This window comes from Duganella levis (assembly GCF_009857605.1).
Lineage (GTDB): Bacteria > Pseudomonadota > Gammaproteobacteria > Burkholderiales > Burkholderiaceae_D > Rugamonas > Rugamonas levis.
The window spans coordinates 1-16,573 of sequence record NZ_WWCT01000024.1 but is presented as its reverse complement, the minus strand read 5'-3'; the positions used below and the strand labels follow the sequence as shown (position 1 = coordinate 16,573).

The following is a 16,573-nucleotide window of genomic DNA, read 5'->3' as shown; positions in this document are numbered from 1 at the left end:
CCTATGCTGCCGACTGCGGCAGCTTTTCCTTCAGTATTTCAAATTCGCGTTCAAAATCCAGCGTTTTGCGCTGGGTGCTCATGGCCATCAGCGCGTCGCTGGCGCCGTTGGCGTCGTCCTTGATCCAGATCCATAGGCGGCGTTCGCGGATGTAGAACATGGCGAACACGCCCAGCACCAGGAACAGGCAGCCGAGGTAGACCACGTTCTTGCCCGGCGAGCGCGTCACCTGGAATACCGAGGCCTTGATTTCGTTGTAGTCGTCCAGTTGCAGGTAGACCGGGGCACCGTAGAAGAACGCATCCGACAGCGCGTTGGTGGCTAGTTGCAGGAAGCGGGCGTGGGTCTCGTCTTCGCTCACCGGCGGCAGCTTGTCCTTGGCGCGCGCGACTTGCCACAGGTCCCACAGGCTGCCGTTGAGGATCTTCATGAACACGTCGGCGGCCTTCTCCTGCTCGGCGGCCGGGACTTTTTCCAGGAACTGCGAGATGGCCATGAAGCCGGCCGCCTTGTCGCTGCCGGCAAAGATGCCCAAGCTCTTGTCGGCCGAGGCCTGCAACTGCGCGCGCAGCGCGTCGCCGGCGGCCGAATTCGGCGTGGCGCGTTCGGCGTAGCGCTGGGCGGCGGCGGCGCGCAGGGCCGGGTCTTGCAGCGCGGCGCGCAGGCGCATCCATTCGGTCACGCTATGGCCGTCGTCGGCCGGAATGCGCAGGTAGCTGAAGTTGTCCGACGGATTGGCGCGCACGCCGGCCAGGAACACGGTGGCGCCGTCGACCGTAACCGGCTGCATGTAGTTCTGGTATTCGCGCGCCTGGCCGGTCTTGTCGCGCAGCTTGTAGCTGACGCTCGGGCCGACGTTTTTCAGGTTCTTGTTGACGGCATTCTTGCCGGCTGAACCGGTGTGCTTGTCCAGGCTTTGCGCCAGTTCTTCTTCCAGGCTCTTGCCCTGCTTGACCGCGCGCGGGTCATCGGTCGGGCCGACGTTTTCCACGTTGAACGGCCGGAAGCCCGACCATTCTACCGTGGTGTCCTGGGTCAGCGGCGTGGTGCCGCCCACTTCGCCGGCGATCTCGAAGCGCTCGGTGGCGTTGCCGGTCATCGGGAAGCCGCTCAGTTTGAGCTTGCTGCCGCCGTCTTCAAAGCTGGACTGGTAGATCGACACGCCGTTGAAGGTCAGCGGATGGTTGACTTCGATGGTGCCCTTGACCGTTTCGCCGGTCTGGTTGTCGCGTACTTCGACGTCGCTGGCAAACAGTTTGGGCATGCCGGTGCTGTAGAAATCGATGGTGAATTTTTTCAGGCTGATGGTGAACGGCAGTTCCTGGATCAGCACGCCGTCCGGACGGGCCAGGATGGCGGTGTTGCTGTTCTGCCCTTCCGGAATCATGGTGTTGCCGCGGAAGGTGGGGTTGCCGACACCAAGGCGATGCTGCGGCGGCACTTGCGAAATCAGGCCGCTGCCGCTGAACGGCGTCTTGCCGAAGAACCATTCCTGCATGCGGATCGGTACGTCCGAATCCAGCAGACCGCCGATACAGATGATGACGATCGACGCGTGCGCGAAGATGTAGCCGAACTTGTTGGCGGCTCCCTGCTTGGCCGCCACCAGCGTGCCGTTGTCTTTTTCCACCAGCTTGACCTGGTAGCCGGCGTCCTTCAGGCGCGCTGCGCTCTGCTGCGCCAGCGCCGCGCGCGACAGCGGCACCTGCCACTGCATCTTGTGGTGGAAGTTCAGCAACGACTGCTCGCGCACGTTCTCGCGCCAGCTACGCATGTCCTTCAGCATTTTCGGGCCGTTGCGCGCAATGCACAGCGTGGTCGAGCTGACCAGCGCCGTCATCAGCAGCAGGAACCACCAGGTCGAATACACGGTGTACAGGCCGATCTTGCGGAAGATCTCGTACCAGAACGGGCCAAACTGGTTGATGTAATTGGTCGACGCCTCGCCCTGCTTCATCACGGTGCCGATGACGGCGGCGATCGCAATCATCGCCAGCAAGGCGATGGCGAAACGCATGGAGGAAATCAGTTCAACGATTTCGCCAATGATGGGACGGCGGGTTTTCAGCTCGATGCCGGTGGTACTGGGGCTAGTCATGCGAGTTCAGCTTCTTTAATAAAAGTGGTCAGGCGGCAGCATACCAACAAAAAGGGCGGCATGCTTACGCTGCCGCCCTCTTCTTTTGGGTGAGTCCGCACTGGAAAAATGCGGATTCATCAACTTTATTTCAGGCCTGCTACGTAATCGGCAACGGCCTTCATCTCTTCGTCCGACATGCGCTTGGCAATCGCGTCCATCTCGACGCCTTTGCGGGCGCCCGTCTTGAACAGGCCCAGCTCGGCGAACGTGTAGTCCTGGTGCTGACCGGCGATGCGCGGATACTGGATCGGAATGCCGGAACCAGTGGCGCCGTGACAGCTGGCACAGGCCGGCACATTCTTCTCGGCGATGCCGCCGCGATAAATCTTCTTGCCCAGCTCAACCGTATCCTTGTTCTTGGCGGCGCCCGGCGTCTGCTTCTGGGTCGCCAGCCAGGCAGCGATGTTGTGCTTTTCGTCGTCGGTCAGCAGTTTGGCGTAGGTCGTCATCACCGGTTGATTCCGTTGTGCCGTCGTAAAGTTCACCAGTTGCTTGTAAAGATAGCCTTCATGCTGGCCGGCCAGCTTGGGATTGACGCTGATGGTGGAATTGCCACCGGCGCCGTGGCAGGACACGCAGGCCGGCAGGCCACGGGCGGCGTCGCCGTCGGTAAACAGGGTGGCGCCTTTGGCAGCATCGATCTTGGGTGGGGCAGGCGGGGCGGGCTTTTTGTCTTCGGCGTGGGCCGTGGCCGAAACGGCCAGCAAGGCAACAAGCAGGGATTTTACAATCGGTGAAAACAGATTCACACTATTCATTCAAGCACCCTAGGAGGAGTCTAAAAAGTTTTAAACCAGGGGGTCCACATAGGCGCTGATACCTGCCAGGGGGCACCGGGTATCTACTCATTGTACAATAGCTTAAAAAATTCCCTGCTTTAACCTGTTGCTTTTTCCCCAATCCCCATGTCCAAACTCTGGCAAGCCCGCTTCTTTACGACCGTTAACCAATTACGCGACCTCCCCGACACCCAGGTGCCGGAGATCGCTTTTGCTGGTCGCTCCAATGCTGGTAAATCCACTGCCATCAATATTTTGTGCAACCAGAAGGGTCTGGCGTTCGCCTCCAAGACCCCTGGCCGTACCCAGCACATCAACTATTTCTCCATCGGTGGCGCGCACGTGGCGCAGCACCGCAAGGACCCTACCATCGTCGAGGAGATCGAAGCGCTGCTGGTCGACTTGCCCGGCTACGGCTACGCGGAAGTGTCCGGCTCGGCCAAGCTGCACTGGCAGCGCCTGCTGGGCGACTACGTGCAGCGCCGCGAGCAGCTGGCCGCGCTGGTCCTGATCATGGATTCGCGCCGCCCGTTCACCGACCTCGACGTGCAGATGCTGGAATGGTTCGCCCCGACGGGCAAGCCGATCCATTGCATCCTGACCAAGGTTGACAAGCTCAACCGCAACGACTCGATCAACGTGCTGCGCCAGGCCAAGGCCAAGCTCGACAGCTACGTCGACGAAGACGGCGAAGGCTTCCCCTTCACCGTGCAACTGTTCTCCGCGCAGAACCGCATCGGCATCGACGAAGCCAACGACAAGATTCTTGAACTGGCGGGGCTGCTGGAGGATGAAGAACCCACCCCAGATTTAGGAAGCGATAGCAATGAGTAAGTCAGCAGCTGCAGCCCAATTTCCTGCCATCCGCATGCGCCGCATGCGCCGCGATCCATTCTCGCGCGCGCTGATGCGCGAAAACGTCGTCACCCCGGCCGACCTGATCTACCCGGTGTTCATCCTGGAAGGCACGCACCAGCGCGAGGCGGTAGCGTCGATGCCGGGCGTGGAGCGCGTGTCGGTGGACCTGCTGCTGAAGGTGGCGGAAGAATGCGTCTCGCTGGGCATCCCGGTGCTGGCGCTGTTCCCGGTGATCGATGCGTCGAAGAAAACCGAAGATGGCGTCGAAGCCACCAATCCGGACGGCCTGGTGCCGCGCGCGGTACGCGCCCTGAAGCAAGCCTTCCCTGAACTGGGCATCCTGACCGACGTCGCGCTCGACCCGTACACCAGCCATGGCCAGGACGGCCTGATCGACGAGAACGGCTACGTCATCAACGACATCACCACCGAGATGCTGATCCGCCAGGCGCTATGCCACGCGGAAGCCGGCGTCGACGTGGTGGCGCCGTCGGACATGATGGACGGCCGCATCGGCGCGATCCGCGCAGCGCTGGAAGCGGGCGGCCATATCCACACCCGCATCATGGCTTACTCGGCCAAGTACGCTTCGGCGTTCTACGGCCCGTTCCGCGATGCGGTCGGCTCGTCGGCCAACCTGGGCAAGGGCGACAAGAACCAGTACCAGATGGACCCTGCCAACAGCGACGAAGCGCTGCGCGAAGTGGGCCTGGATCTGGCCGAAGGCGCCGACATGGTGATGGTCAAGCCTGGCATGCCTTACCTGGACATCGTGCGCCGCGTGAAGGACGAATTCAAGGTGCCGACTTTCGCCTACCAGGTGAGCGGCGAATACGCGATGCTCAAGGCAGCCGCGCAAAACGGCTGGCTGGATCACGACAAGGTGATGATGGAATCGATGCTGGCCTTCAAGCGCGCCGGCGCCGACGCCGTGCTGACCTACTTCGCGCTGGACGTCGCGCGCAAGCTGCAAGGCAAATAAGCACGCCGCAAGCATCAAAAAAGCCGGGCTAGCCCGGCTTTTTTACTTATCGCGATGCCCCGCGCGTATATTCGGGGAACATTTCCTTCATCAGGAAGGCGGCCAGTTCCTTCTCGTCTTCCTTGCGCGCGCTCAGGTTGACCACTTTGCCCAGGCGGCGCGACTCCCACTGGAAGTCGCCCGGCTTCTCTTTGCGGATGATCTTGATCATTTCCTTGACCACCGCCGTCTCGATATCCTGCTCGGCGCCCTGCTCGACGTGAATCTGCTGCAGCCAGTTGCGCTTGAAGTTGGTGTTCCAGCCACGGAACTTGACTTCGGCGCTGTGGAAGCTCTTGTCGACCTGGAATACGCCGCCGGTATCGTCACGGTCGGCGCCGCTGCTCTGGCCGGCGCCGTTGGCGCGCGCGATGTTGGCCAGCGCCACCCGCTTGGCGCGGTCCGCTTCGCTTTCGGCGGCCGGCGCCGGTGGCGCAGGCGGATTCAGCGATTCACGCGCGGCGCGCTTCTTGGCGATCATTTCCGACATGTCTTCGACCGGCGGCGGCGTCATGGTCGCCTGCACCGGCGGCACGAAGGTTTCCAGCTTGGGCTTGGTCGCGACCGGGGCTTCCTTGGTCACCACCTGCTGCTTGCGCGGCGGCGGCGGCTTGGTGGCCGGCTTGGATGGGGCCGGCGACGGCTTGGTGATCGGCTTCGGCACCACTTTATCCATCGGCTGGATGTAGACCATCTGCCCGCTCTTCGGCGGCGCCGACTTGGTCGGCTTGGGCGTCGGTGCCAACAGGTAGTACAGCACGCCCGCCAAGTGCAGCGCGATCGAAATACCGATGCCGATGCGCTTGTTTTTGGACTTGCGGTCCCACGTAGCAAAGCTATCCTGCGCCGACGGCAGGCGCTGGCCGCAAGTCTCGCAGTATTCCGAATGCGCGGAGAGGATATGGGAGTCGTGGTGCAAGATACAAACCTTGTGGAACGCAGAAGTCGTCAAAATGGGGCCATAGTGCCAGAGTCCCGCTCTTTTGGGAACCGCTCCCAATGCCATCCAGGGCACCAGACTGTCTACTTTACAAGTTTCGGCTCTTGACGGGTGTTACCGTATGTATCAATTGCTTTGCAAAGTGTCATGTTTTTGAGCACTCGCCGCCGCCCGTTTGCGCGGGCTGCGACGCTGGTTTTCAGCCATTTTAGCGGCCAAGGCCATGACGCATTGTTCGGCATCCCACACCTGGCGGGACCTCAGCTGCGGACGCGGCAAGGCATGCGTGTAGTAGTGCGCGCCTTCGGTCAGGTAGCCCAGCGCCCAGAGGTTGGCCAGTGCGGCGCCGCCGGCGTCCAGCGGCTGGCCGGCGCGGTTGATGTCGATGCCGCCGGGGTGGAACACGCCGTTGTAGTACGGCCGGACCAGGCCGCGTTTTAACATATTACGGATCAGTAAGGATGTGTCGGTTTCCGGCACAAACGGCTCCAACCTTGCTATGACGACCACGTCGACCGGGTGCTGTTCGGCGCCGCCGCTGAATTTGGTGGTGAGCAGGTAGGTGGATTCGGTTTCGTCGATGTCGATGCGGTTGCCGGGGCCGGCTTGCAGGGTGATGACGCCGGCGTCCAGCAGCGCCAGCAGTTCTTCGTTGCGGCGCAGCGGCGGGCCGAAGGCGGCGCGGTTGATGGCGGGATGGTAGACGTTGAGGAATTTGCGGTGCGAGGCTGGCGTCAGGCCGCCGTGCTCGATGGCTGACTGCAAGGTGGCGCGGACGTCGCGCAGCACGTCGGTGGCGGCTTTGGTGGGACTGGCAAGGTTGCCGAGGCGGGCTTCGGCCAGGTCGGCTTGCAGCCAGTCGCGGAAGTAGCGGCGGAACTCGGCCAGCGTGGCGAATTGGCGGTCTTGCAGGGGGAATAGCAGGTCGGCCAGCAAGGTATCTTCGTCCGGGGCGTCGAGCGTGGCGGCTGCGGTTCGGTAGGCGTCGGCGATTTCGCGCTTGAGCAGGGGCAGCAGTTCGCGGTCGAAGTCCAGCTGACTGCTGCCGCGCGCGATCAGGGCCTGGCGGCGCAGCGCCTCCACCGCGTCCACCGTGAAGTGGCGCGCCTGATGGCGGCCGTCCAGCCCCTTCTGGTTGACGCCGCGCGCCGCGTACGGCAAGCAGTTGCGCGAACACAGCGTCAACTGCGGCTCGCGTCCCGACGGCAGATAGCGCAAGCCCTCCGGCCCCGCCACAAACTCGCCGCCCCGCCCTACCGTCAGCTCGGCGATCACATCATGCGCACTCAGCCCCAGCCCCTGGATCGCCACCCGCGCATCGGCGCTGATGCGCGACAGCTGTTCCATCGGATACACCTGCCGCACAAAACCCAGCCGGCTGTTGTAGCGCGCATGGTCCTGCGCGAATTTGCCCAGCCATGCATCCAGATCGCTGGGCAGGTTGCTGCCGTGCCCGGTGGTGAGAAACACAAAATCACTGGTCACCACATACCCGCTCTCCAGCTCGATCACGCTGCTGCCATCCAGCCGCTGCGACAAGTCCACCGCCCGCTGCCGGTGATGCGTGACCGCCACACCGGCCGGCAGCGCCGCCGCCACCTGCTGGTAGACCCACGCCAGATACTCGCCCAGCAAACTGCGCGGCAGATAGTCTGCCTCGCCGATGTCGTGCCCGCCACTGCTTCCCAGACGGTAGTAGCGGTCGCCTACGCGCCGATAACCCATTTGCCTGGCCCATACCGTCAGCGACGGCGTCGCGCACACTGGCGCGTGTCTGACGGCCCCAGCGGCCGGAAACATGGTGACCTGGCTGGCCAGCGTGTTGATCAGCAAATGCTGCGGCTGGCGCGCGACGTGCACGCCCGGTCCGCATTCGCCGGGTTCGATCAAAATCAGGTCAAGGAGAAGCTGGCGGTGAAGCGCCAGCGCGGCGAGGCGTTCAAATACGCTGAGCCCGCGCGGGCCCATGCCGATGATGGTAATGCTGGTGCGTTTCATCCAATCGCCTCTTTATCCGGGCCAAAAGCCCATGATAAAGAGACGATCTTTACATCAACTTGTCACCGCTCAATGCTTGTTCACGGCCTTCAGCGGAACGGCGTGCACCGCTTCGCGTTCAGCCGGCGGGATGGCGGCGTCGGCGGCGATTTCCGCGTCCAGCATCGGGCCGGTGCCGCTGTACTTGTCGAGGAACAGGTAAATCACCGGCGTGATGTACAGCGTGATCACCTGCGAGAAGATCAGGCCGCCGACCACGGCCAGGCCCAGTGGCTGGCGCAGCTCGGCGCCGGCGCCCAGGCCGAGCGCGATCGGCAGCGCGCCCATCAGCGCCGCCATGGTGGTCATCATGATCGGACGGAAGCGCAGGATACAGGCCTGGCGGATCGCCACGGCCGGCGTCAGCCCCTCGTTACGCTGCGCGTGCAGCGCGAAGTCGATCATCATGATGGCGTTCTTCTTGACGATACCGATCAGCATCAGGATGCCGATGATGGCGATCATGGTCAGGTCGAGGTTGAACAGGCGCAGCGTCAGCAGCGCGCCCACCGCCGCCGACGGCAGGCCGGCCAGAATCGTCAGCGGGTGGATGTAGCTCTCGTACAGCACGCCCAGCAGCACATAGATCACGCCCAGCGCGGCGATGATCAGGATCAGCTGGCTGCCCTGCGAACTCTGGAACACCGCCGCGTCGCCGCCGTAGTTGGTGATGATCGATGGCGGCAGACGCATATCGGCCGCCCACTGGTCGATCTTGGCGGTGGCCACGCCCAGCGGCACGTCCGGCGCCAGGTTGAACGACAGCGTAATCGCCTGCAGCTGGCCCTGGTGGTTGACGGCGGTCGGGCCGATGGTGCGCTCGACGGTGGCAAAGCTGGACAGCTGCACCAGCTGGCCGGTCTTGTTGCGCACCGAAATCTTGGTCAGCGCGCTATCGAACTGGCGGTCGGCGTCGGCCGCTTCCAGGATCACGTAGTAACTGGCGGCCGGCGAGTAAATCGTCGACACCTGGCGCTCACCGAAGGCCAGATACAGCGCGGTGCGGACATCGCCGATTGCCACGCCGAGGTTGTTGGCTTTGTCGCGGTCGATCTTCAGCGACGCTTGCAGGCCCTTGTTCTGCGAATCGCTGGTGACGTCGCGGAAGTCGGCGTCGGCGCGCATGCGGTCCATGTATTTTTCCGCCCAGTCGTTCAGCGCCCCCGGACTGACCGATTGCAGCGTGTACTGGTAGCGCGACTTGGACTGGCGTCCGCCCAGCTGCAAGTTCTGCACCGGACTCAGGTAGACGGCGATGCCCGGCACTTGCTTGGTGGCCTTGCGCAGGCTGTCCAGCACTTCCGGCATGCGCTTGCGTTCGCCGCGCGGCTTGAGCACCAGGAACATGCGGCCGGTGTTGCCGCCGCCAACGAAGGACGTCACGTCCTGCACGTTCGGATCGGCCTTGATCACGGCCGCGACTTTTTCCTGCAAGTCCATCAGCGAGGACGACGAGATATCTTCCGAGGCTTCGGTGTTGACGCGGATCTGGCCCAAGTCTTCCTCCGGGAAGAAGCCCTTCGGCGTGGTGATGTACAGCACCGCCGTCAGCGCGAAGGTGCCGAGCGCGGCCACCAGCACGATATAGCGGTGGTGCAGCGCCACGTCCAGCGTGCGGGCGTAGAAGTCGCGCAGCGCGCCGAAACCGGCTTCAAACCAGCGGCCGATGAAGTTGCCTTTGTCGTGCTCTGGATCGATGGCGTCGGCCGGCAGCAGGCGGCTGGCCAGCATCGGCACCAGCATCAGCGACACCGCCGCCGACACCAGCACCGACAGCGCCACCACCACGGCGAATTCGTGGAACATCAGGCCGATGACGCCCGGCATGAAGAAGATCGGAATAAACACCGCCACCAGCGACACGGAAATCGAGATGATGGTGAAGCCCATCTCTTTGGCGCCGATCAGCGATGCTTCCAGCGGCCGCTTGCCCATCTCGATGTGACGGACGATGTTTTCCAGCACCACGATGGCGTCGTCGACCACCAGGCCGACCGCCAGCGTAATGCCGAGCAGCGAGACGTTGTCCAGCGAGTAGCCGAAGGCGTAGAGCAAGGCCAGCGCACCCAGCAGCGAGATCGGCATGGTGATCGCCGGAATGAAGGTCGCGGCGGCGCGGCGCAGGAACAGGAAGATCACCATCACCACCAGGCCGATGGTCAGCAGCAGCGTCAGGTTGACGTCGTGGATCGCCTCGCGGATCGACACCGAACGGTCGTTGACCAGGTTGATGTTGATCGAGGCCGGCAATTGCGCCTTGAACTGCGGCAGCAGGCGGCGCACGCCGTCCACCACTTGCACGGTGTTGGCGTCCGGCTGGCGCTGCACCAGCAGCACGATCGAACGCTCGCCGTTGTAGCTACCGGCGGCCTTGGTCGACTGGAAGCTGTCCTGCACGTCGGCCACGTCCTTCAGGCGCACCGGCTGGCCGTTGCGCTGGGCGATGATCAGCTCGGCGTAGTCGGCGGCTTTCATCAGCTGGGCATTACCGGTGATGGTCAGCGTCTGGCTCGGGCCGTCGAGAATGCCCAGCGGCGTGTTGGCGTTGGCGGATTTGATCGCTTGCTGCAACTCGTCGAGCGTCAGGTTGCGCGCGTTCATCAGGTCGGACTTGGCGCGCACGCGCACGGCGAAACGTTTCTGGCCGTTGACGGTCACCTGCGCCACGCCGGGCAGCGTGGACAGCGATGGCGCGATCAGGTTTTCGGCGTAGTCGTTCAGTTCGGACAGCGTCAGCGAAGGCGAGTTCATGGTCATGAACAGCACCGGCGCATCGGCCGGATTGACCTTGCGGTAGGACGGCAGGTCGGTCATTTCGATCGGCAACTGGCGTTGCGCGCGCAGCAGCGCCGCCTGCACGTCGACCGCCGCTTCGTTGACGTTGATGCTCGGGTCAAACTCCAGGGTCAGCGAGGAATTGCCCAGCGTGTTGGTCGAGGTGATGAGGCTGAGGCCGGCGATGGTGGAGAACTGCTTCTCCAGCGGCAGCGCCACCGACGACGCCATGGTGTCCGGCGAGGCGCCCGGCAGGTCGGCCGAGACATTAATCACCGGTGTGTTATAGCTCGGCAGCGCCGCCACCGGGATGTAGAAGTACGACAGCACGCCGGCCAGGATCAGGGTGGCCGACAACAGCACCACCATCACAGGGCGGCGGATACACAACTCGGAAAGGTTCATCGCTTAGCCCTTCTGCTTGCTACCATCAACCTTGGCGTCGGCCGGCTTGTCAGCCGAGGCGACGCGGACTTTGCCGCCCGGCCGCAGGTTTTGCTTGCCGTCGACAATCACTTGTTCGTCGCCGGTCAGGCCGGAGACGGCGGCGCTTTCGCCGAATGCATACAGGCGCTTGATGTTGACCACCTTGGCGGATTGGTCCTTGTCCACCGCGTAGACAAAGGTGCCGCGGGTGTTGCTAATGATAGCGTTTTGCGGAATCACCGTCGCGTCTTTCAACACGTGCGAGATCAGCTTGGTGTTGACGTACTGGCCCGGCCACAGCGCGGTGTCCTTGTTGTCGAACTGGGCCTTGACGCGGATCACGCCGGCCACCGGATCGACCGTGTTGTCGATGAAGCTGAGCTTGCCGTTGACGGCCAGCGTCGAGTTATCCAATGTTACCTGCACCGGCACCGCGCCTTCGCGCTGCGCCGCCATCAGGCCGCTCAGCGAGGTTTCCGGCAAGGTGAAGGCGACCGTGATCGGGTCCAGCTGGGTGACCGAGGTCAGCAGCGTGGCCATCTGCACCAGGCTGCCCGGATAAACGTTGATGGCGCCGACCCGGCCGTTCATCGGCGCGCGGATCGCGGTATAGCTGGCGTCCACATTGGCGCCGCGCACGGCGGCTATGTCGGCCTGCAACACGGCGCGGGCGGAATCGACCTGGCTCTTCAGAGTATCGACCGCGCCCTGGGCGATAAATTTCTGCGCCAGCAAGTCCATCGAGCGCTTGTACTGGCGTTCGTAGTCGGCCAGCGCGGCGCGGTCGCGTTCGACCTGGGCCTGGGCCTTGTCGATATTGGCGCGCTCGGTGCGGTCGTCCAGCGTGAACATCAATTCGCCGGATTTGACGAACTGGCCTTCCTTGATGTGCACCTTGGCGATGGTGCTGGTGGTTTGCGGATGCAGGTCGACGGTGCTGATCGGCGTCACCGTGCCGTTCGCCTGCAGCACCACCGGCACGTCCTGACGCTTCGGCGCGATGATGCTGACGGTGGTCGGTCCCTGCGGACCGTTGCCGTTCAACTTGTTACCGGAGGCCGGCTGCTCGCTGTGATGCGTCATATACCAGATGCCACCACCCACTACTACGACTGCTCCGACCAGTAACGCCAAGGAAGATTTTTTCATTTTTAATAATAATTTTCACGTCGAAAAACATTGCCGCCAAGCACAAGGCGGAATATTGTCGCATAGTATCTACCAGAAAAACTGCACCAGTATTACCGCAGGACGCTTTTTTCTGCGGAGTGTTGGTTAGTTGCCGACGTAATACTCGGGCAACACCAGCGTGACTTCCAGTCCGCCGTCCTGATGGTTGGCCAGCGTGACATTGGCGCCGTGCTGTTCGGCGATATTGCGGGCAATGGTCAGTCCCAGGCCAGTGCCGCCGGACTCGCGCGAACGCGAGGTTTCGATACGGTAAAACGGTTCAAACACGCGCGCCATCTGCTCCGGCGCAATGCCGGGGCCGCCGTCGCGGATGCTGATGCGCGACGAACCCGCCAGCCGCTCCACCTTCACATTGGCATAGTGGCCGTATTTGACGGCATTGTCGATCAGATTGACCAGGCAGCGGCGAATCGCCAGCGGCCGGCCCATCAGCGCCATTGCCGCGCGGCCGCGCAGTTCGACCTGCTGGCCGGTATCGGTGGCGTCGCTGCACACGCTGTCGAGCAGCGCGTCCAGGTCCAGCGCCTGCATGGTTTCGGTCGAGTCCATGCTGCGCGCCAGGTCCAGCCCTTCCTTGACCATTTGCTGCATGGCCGACAGGTCGTCGATCAGGCGTTGCTGCAATTCCTTGTCGCCGACCTTTTCCAGCCGCAGGCGCAGGCGCGTCAGCGGCGTCTGCAAGTCGTGGGTGATGGCGGCCAGCATCTGCGTGCGCTGGGTGATGTGCTGGCGGATGCGCGCCTGCATGGCGTTGAAGGCGGCGCTGGCCTGGCGGATCTCGGCGGCGCCGCTCAGCACGACTTGCGGGTGGTTGATGTCGTTGCCCAGGTCCTTGGCCGCCTGCGCCAGCTGCTTCAGCGGACGCATCGACATGCGCGCCACCAGGTAAGCCAGGAAGGCAATGCTCAGCAGGAACGGCAGCAGCGACACCAGTTCGCTGTTGGTGGAGGCGGCCGGCGGCGCGCGCGGCGGCAGCACCGACAGCTTGAGCACCTGGCCGTCATGCAGGTAGATGTTGATGGCTTCGCAGGTGCCGCGCCACTGGCTGGAGGCGAAGATGCTGGTGGTCTGGCGCGGCTGGTCGCAGGCGGCCAGGTGTTCGGCCAGCGGTCCCAGCTTGAAGCCCGCGCCCAGGCGCTGTTGCAGCGCGGTCGAGAATTCGGTTGGCGCCAGCGTTTGCGCCTGTGGCGCGTCGCTCAGCTCCAGCCGCACGGTGCCGCGCGCGGCCGCCACCAGAAAGGTCGGGCGGGCGCTGTCCGGCATGGCGTCGGCGGTGGTGATCAGTTGCTCGGCGCGCTCCAGCGCGTGGAAGTCGCGGTAGCGCTCCAGCGCGCGCGAACGTTCGTTGACGGCCAGCCACTGGGTCAGCGCCGCCGACGCCACGATGCCCAACAACAGCACCAGGAACACGCGCCCGGTCATCGACCCGAGGAAGGCTTTCACGCTTGCGGCTCCACGGCGACCTGGCCGGCCAGTACGTAACCGCCGTTGCGGACGGTCTTGATGATTTGCGGCATGCGCGCATCCTCGCCCAGCTTCTGGCGCAGGCGGCTGATCTGGATGTCGATCGAGCGGTCGAACGGATCGGCGTCGCGGCCCTGGGTGAGGTTCAGCAACTGGTCGCGGTTGAGCACGCGGTTCGGATGTTCAAGGAAGACCTTGAGCAGGCGGAACTCGGCGCCCGACAGCATGATGACGATGCCGTCCGGGTTGAGCAGGTGGCGCGCGGTCAGGTCCAGCGTCCAGCCGGAGAATTTCATCTGCTGCGCCTTGTCGGTGCCGGAGCCGACCGGCATGGCGTTGCTGCGGCGCAGAACGCTGCGGATGCGCGCCAGCAGCTCGCGCGGCTCGAACGGTTTCGGCAGGTAATCGTCGGCGCCCATTTCCAGGCCGAGGATGCGGTCCAGCGGTTCGTTGCGGGCGGTCAGCATGATCACCGGCAGCGTCGAGTGCGCGCGCAGCTTGCGGCACAGTGTCAGGCCGTCGTCGCCGGGCAGGTTCAAGTCCAGCACCACCAGTTCCGGACGGGCTTCGTCCAATAGCTTCCACATGGCTGCGCCATCGGCCGCGCACAAGGCGCGATAGCCGTTTGATTCAAGGTAATCCGCCAACAGCGTGCGAATGTCGCGATCGTCGTCAACGATCAAAATTGTAGATGTCGGTTCCATGCGCCCATTATCCATGCAAGACCATATACCAATTGTATCGTCTTGTATAAGTGCGTAGGGGCTACTTGCAGGCGAAACATCTGGATACAAAAACTTCGGGCAGAGAAACGTAAGCGCAACCTTGGGCGACCAAGATGGCACCAAGCGCGAAAACAACGCGAATTATTTAACTCTCAACCATGAAGGAACGACCATGAACATCTTACGCAAAAGCATACTGATCGGTTTCACCGTACTGGGCATGGCCGCAGCGCAGGCCCAGGAAGCCAAACCGGTGCCGAAGCAGCACGACGCCCATCCGAGCAAGGAACAGATGCAGGCCAAGATGGCGGATATGTACGCCAAGCGCCAGGCGCGCCTGCATGACTTGCTGAAGCTGACCGCGCAACAGGAATCGGCCTGGGCCAACTATCAATCTGCGATCAAGCTGCCAGCCTTTGACGGCAAGCGTCCGGAACACAAGCCATTCGACAAGCTGACCGCACCGGAACGCCTGACGCTGGCACTGGACATGACCAAGAAACGTGAAGCGTTCCTGGAAACCCGCGTAAAAGCCGTCACCGCTTTCTACGGCCAGCTGAACCCGGCGCAGCAGACGCTGTTTGATGAGCACGGCCTGGGCGGCGAACGTGGCGGCCGTCATGGCCACTGGGGTCACGGTGGTCACCATGGCCAGCGCGGCGGCTGGGGCCATGGCGGCGAACAGCACGAAGGCTGGGGCGGTCCACGCCCACAGCGTGGTTGATTAGTTCAGGGCGGACAGGGATGCGGTGAATTTCGCCGCATCCTGGAAGCCGATCACGCGCGCGCTCGGGATCTCCTTGCCCTGCTTGTCGAACAGGATGATGCCCGGCGGGCCGAACAGGCCAAAGCGTTTCAGCATGGCTTTATCTTCGTCGTCGTTGGCGGTTACGTCCACTTGCAGCAGCACGGTGTTGGCCAGCTTGGCGCGCACGGCGGGATCGACGAAGGTCAGTTTTTCCATCTCCTTGCAGGACACGCACCAGTCGGCATAGAAGTCCAGGATGGCGGTTTTGCCGCCGGTTTGCGCGAGGATCGCGTCCAATTGCTGCACGTTCTTCACGCGCTGGAATGCCAGCGACGTGTCGTGGGCCTTGCCGGTCAGGTGCGCCAGCGGCGCCAGCGGATCGCGTCCACCGCTGACCACGCCCACCAGTTGCGCGACGCCCAGCACCACCACGATGACCGCCAGCGATTTAGCGACCCATTTACCGCTGTTCAGCAGCAGATACATGCCATAGCCGACCAACAGCGCGGCCCAGCCCATCATTTGCACGGCGCCCGGCAGCACCGGCGACACCAGCCACCAGCCGACCGCCAGCATCAGCACGCCGAAGAAGCGTTTGACCGAGTCCATCCACATGCCGGCTTTCGGCAGCAGCGTGCCGGCCGATACGCCCACCAGAATCAGCGGTACGCTCATGCCGACCGCCATCGCAAACAGCGCGCTGCCGCCAATGACGATGTCACGCGACTGGCTGATGTAGACCAGCGCGGCAGCCAATGGCGCGGCCACGCAAGGGCCGACGATCAGCGCGGAAATCGCGCCCATCACGAACACGCCGGCCAGCTTGCCCGACGACTGGCGGTTGGAGACTGTGCTCAGCTTGCTCTGGAGTGCTGCCGGGACTTGCAGTTCGTAGAAACCGAACATCGACAGCGACAGCAGCGCCATCAGCAGGGCAAACGCGCCCAGCACCCACGGATTCTGCAAGGTACTGGCCAGGCCTTCGCCAGCCAAGCCGGCGGCCACACCCAGCGCGGTGTAGACCAGCGCCATGCCCAGCGCGTAGGTGACAGACAGCGCCAGTGCGCGGCTGCGGGTGGTGTTCTCGCCTTCGCCGACGATGATGGAGGACAGGATCGGCACCATCGGCAGCACGCAGGGTGTGAACGACAGGCCCAGGCCCAGCAGCGCAAACAGCGGCAGGATGACCAGCAGCTTGCCGCTCTTCAGTGCGGCTTCCAGATGGCCGGCGTCATTGACTGGGGCGACAGGCGCGGCGGCTTGCGGCGCTGGCGCCGGCGGTACGATATCGACAGCGGTGGGATTGGGGATAGTGTAAATCTTGACGCCGGGACCGGCAGCGGCAGGCTTGCCGCCGTCGACGCCGATGTTGACCGCGCCCTGCCCTGCAGCGCCTGGCGTGGCGGCGGAGGTCCCGGTGGTGGCGGCGTCCGCCGCAGTCGTCGTTGCGGCCGCGTTCGTCGAGGCGC

Annotated in this window: 12 protein-coding genes; 3 read left to right on the top strand and 9 right to left on the bottom strand. The window is 63.5% G+C overall.

The window, feature by feature from the left end; translation table 11 throughout:
* Position 1 precedes the first annotated feature (1 nt).
* Complete coding sequence (locus GTP69_RS24230) at positions 2-2,098, bottom strand: cytochrome c biogenesis protein ResB (RefSeq protein WP_161057287.1); 2,097 nt, start codon at positions 2,096-2,098, stop codon at positions 2-4.
* Between the two features lie 125 nt (positions 2,099-2,223).
* On the bottom strand, positions 2,224-2,898 hold the full coding sequence (locus GTP69_RS24225; RefSeq protein ID WP_161057286.1) for a c-type cytochrome: 675 nt from the start codon (positions 2,896-2,898) through the stop codon (positions 2,224-2,226).
* Positions 2,899-3,045: 147 nt separating this feature from the next.
* Between GTP69_RS24225 and yihA the strand changes: the two genes are divergently transcribed.
* Both yihA and hemB read left to right on the top strand, forming a co-directional pair.
* Positions 3,046-3,753, top strand: coding sequence for a ribosome biogenesis GTP-binding protein YihA/YsxC (yihA, locus tag GTP69_RS24220; protein ID WP_161057285.1), 708 nt, complete (start codon positions 3,046-3,048; stop codon positions 3,751-3,753).
* Complete coding sequence (gene hemB, locus GTP69_RS24215; RefSeq protein WP_161057284.1) at positions 3,746-4,759, top strand: porphobilinogen synthase; 1,014 nt, start codon at positions 3,746-3,748, stop codon at positions 4,757-4,759. The genes yihA and hemB overlap by 8 nt, the downstream gene beginning before the upstream one ends.
* 46 nt (positions 4,760-4,805) lie before the next feature.
* Here hemB and GTP69_RS24210 read toward each other — a convergent pair whose 3' ends face one another.
* The 6 genes from GTP69_RS24210 to GTP69_RS24185 form a co-directional block, all read right to left on the bottom strand.
* On the bottom strand, positions 4,806-5,717 hold the full coding sequence (locus tag GTP69_RS24210; protein ID WP_161057283.1) for a hypothetical protein: 912 nt from the start codon (positions 5,715-5,717) through the stop codon (positions 4,806-4,808).
* 147 nt (positions 5,718-5,864) lie between these two features.
* Entirely contained in the window at positions 5,865-7,736 is a 1,872-nt protein-coding gene (locus GTP69_RS24205; protein ID WP_161057282.1) for an FAD/NAD(P)-binding protein, read from the bottom strand.
* Positions 7,737-7,805: 69 nt separating this feature from the next.
* Entirely contained in the window at positions 7,806-10,955 is a 3,150-nt protein-coding gene (locus GTP69_RS24200; protein WP_161057281.1) for an efflux RND transporter permease subunit, read from the bottom strand.
* A gap of 3 nt (positions 10,956-10,958) precedes the next feature.
* Positions 10,959-12,125 (bottom strand): efflux RND transporter periplasmic adaptor subunit, encoded by a 1,167-nt coding sequence (locus GTP69_RS24195; RefSeq protein ID WP_161057280.1) that lies wholly within the window; start codon positions 12,123-12,125, stop codon positions 10,959-10,961.
* Positions 12,126-12,251: 126 nt separating this feature from the next.
* Positions 12,252-13,610, bottom strand: a complete 1,359-nt coding sequence (locus GTP69_RS24190) for an ATP-binding protein (protein WP_371868099.1) — start codon at positions 13,608-13,610, stop codon at positions 12,252-12,254.
* Positions 13,607-14,335, bottom strand: coding sequence for a response regulator (locus tag GTP69_RS24185; protein WP_161057279.1), 729 nt, complete (start codon positions 14,333-14,335; stop codon positions 13,607-13,609). The genes GTP69_RS24190 and GTP69_RS24185 overlap by 4 nt, the downstream gene beginning before the upstream one ends.
* Positions 14,336-14,528: 193 nt before the next feature.
* Here GTP69_RS24185 and GTP69_RS24180 point away from each other — a divergent pair, with 193 nt between their 5' ends.
* A complete protein-coding gene (locus GTP69_RS24180; RefSeq protein WP_161057278.1) occupies positions 14,529-15,080 on the top strand; it encodes a Spy/CpxP family protein refolding chaperone in 552 nt (183 codons plus the stop codon).
* Here GTP69_RS24180 and dsbD read toward each other — a convergent pair.
* Positions 15,081-16,573 (bottom strand): protein-disulfide reductase DsbD (dsbD, locus tag GTP69_RS24175; RefSeq protein ID WP_161057277.1); only part of this gene is annotated, 1,493 nt, incomplete at its 5' end.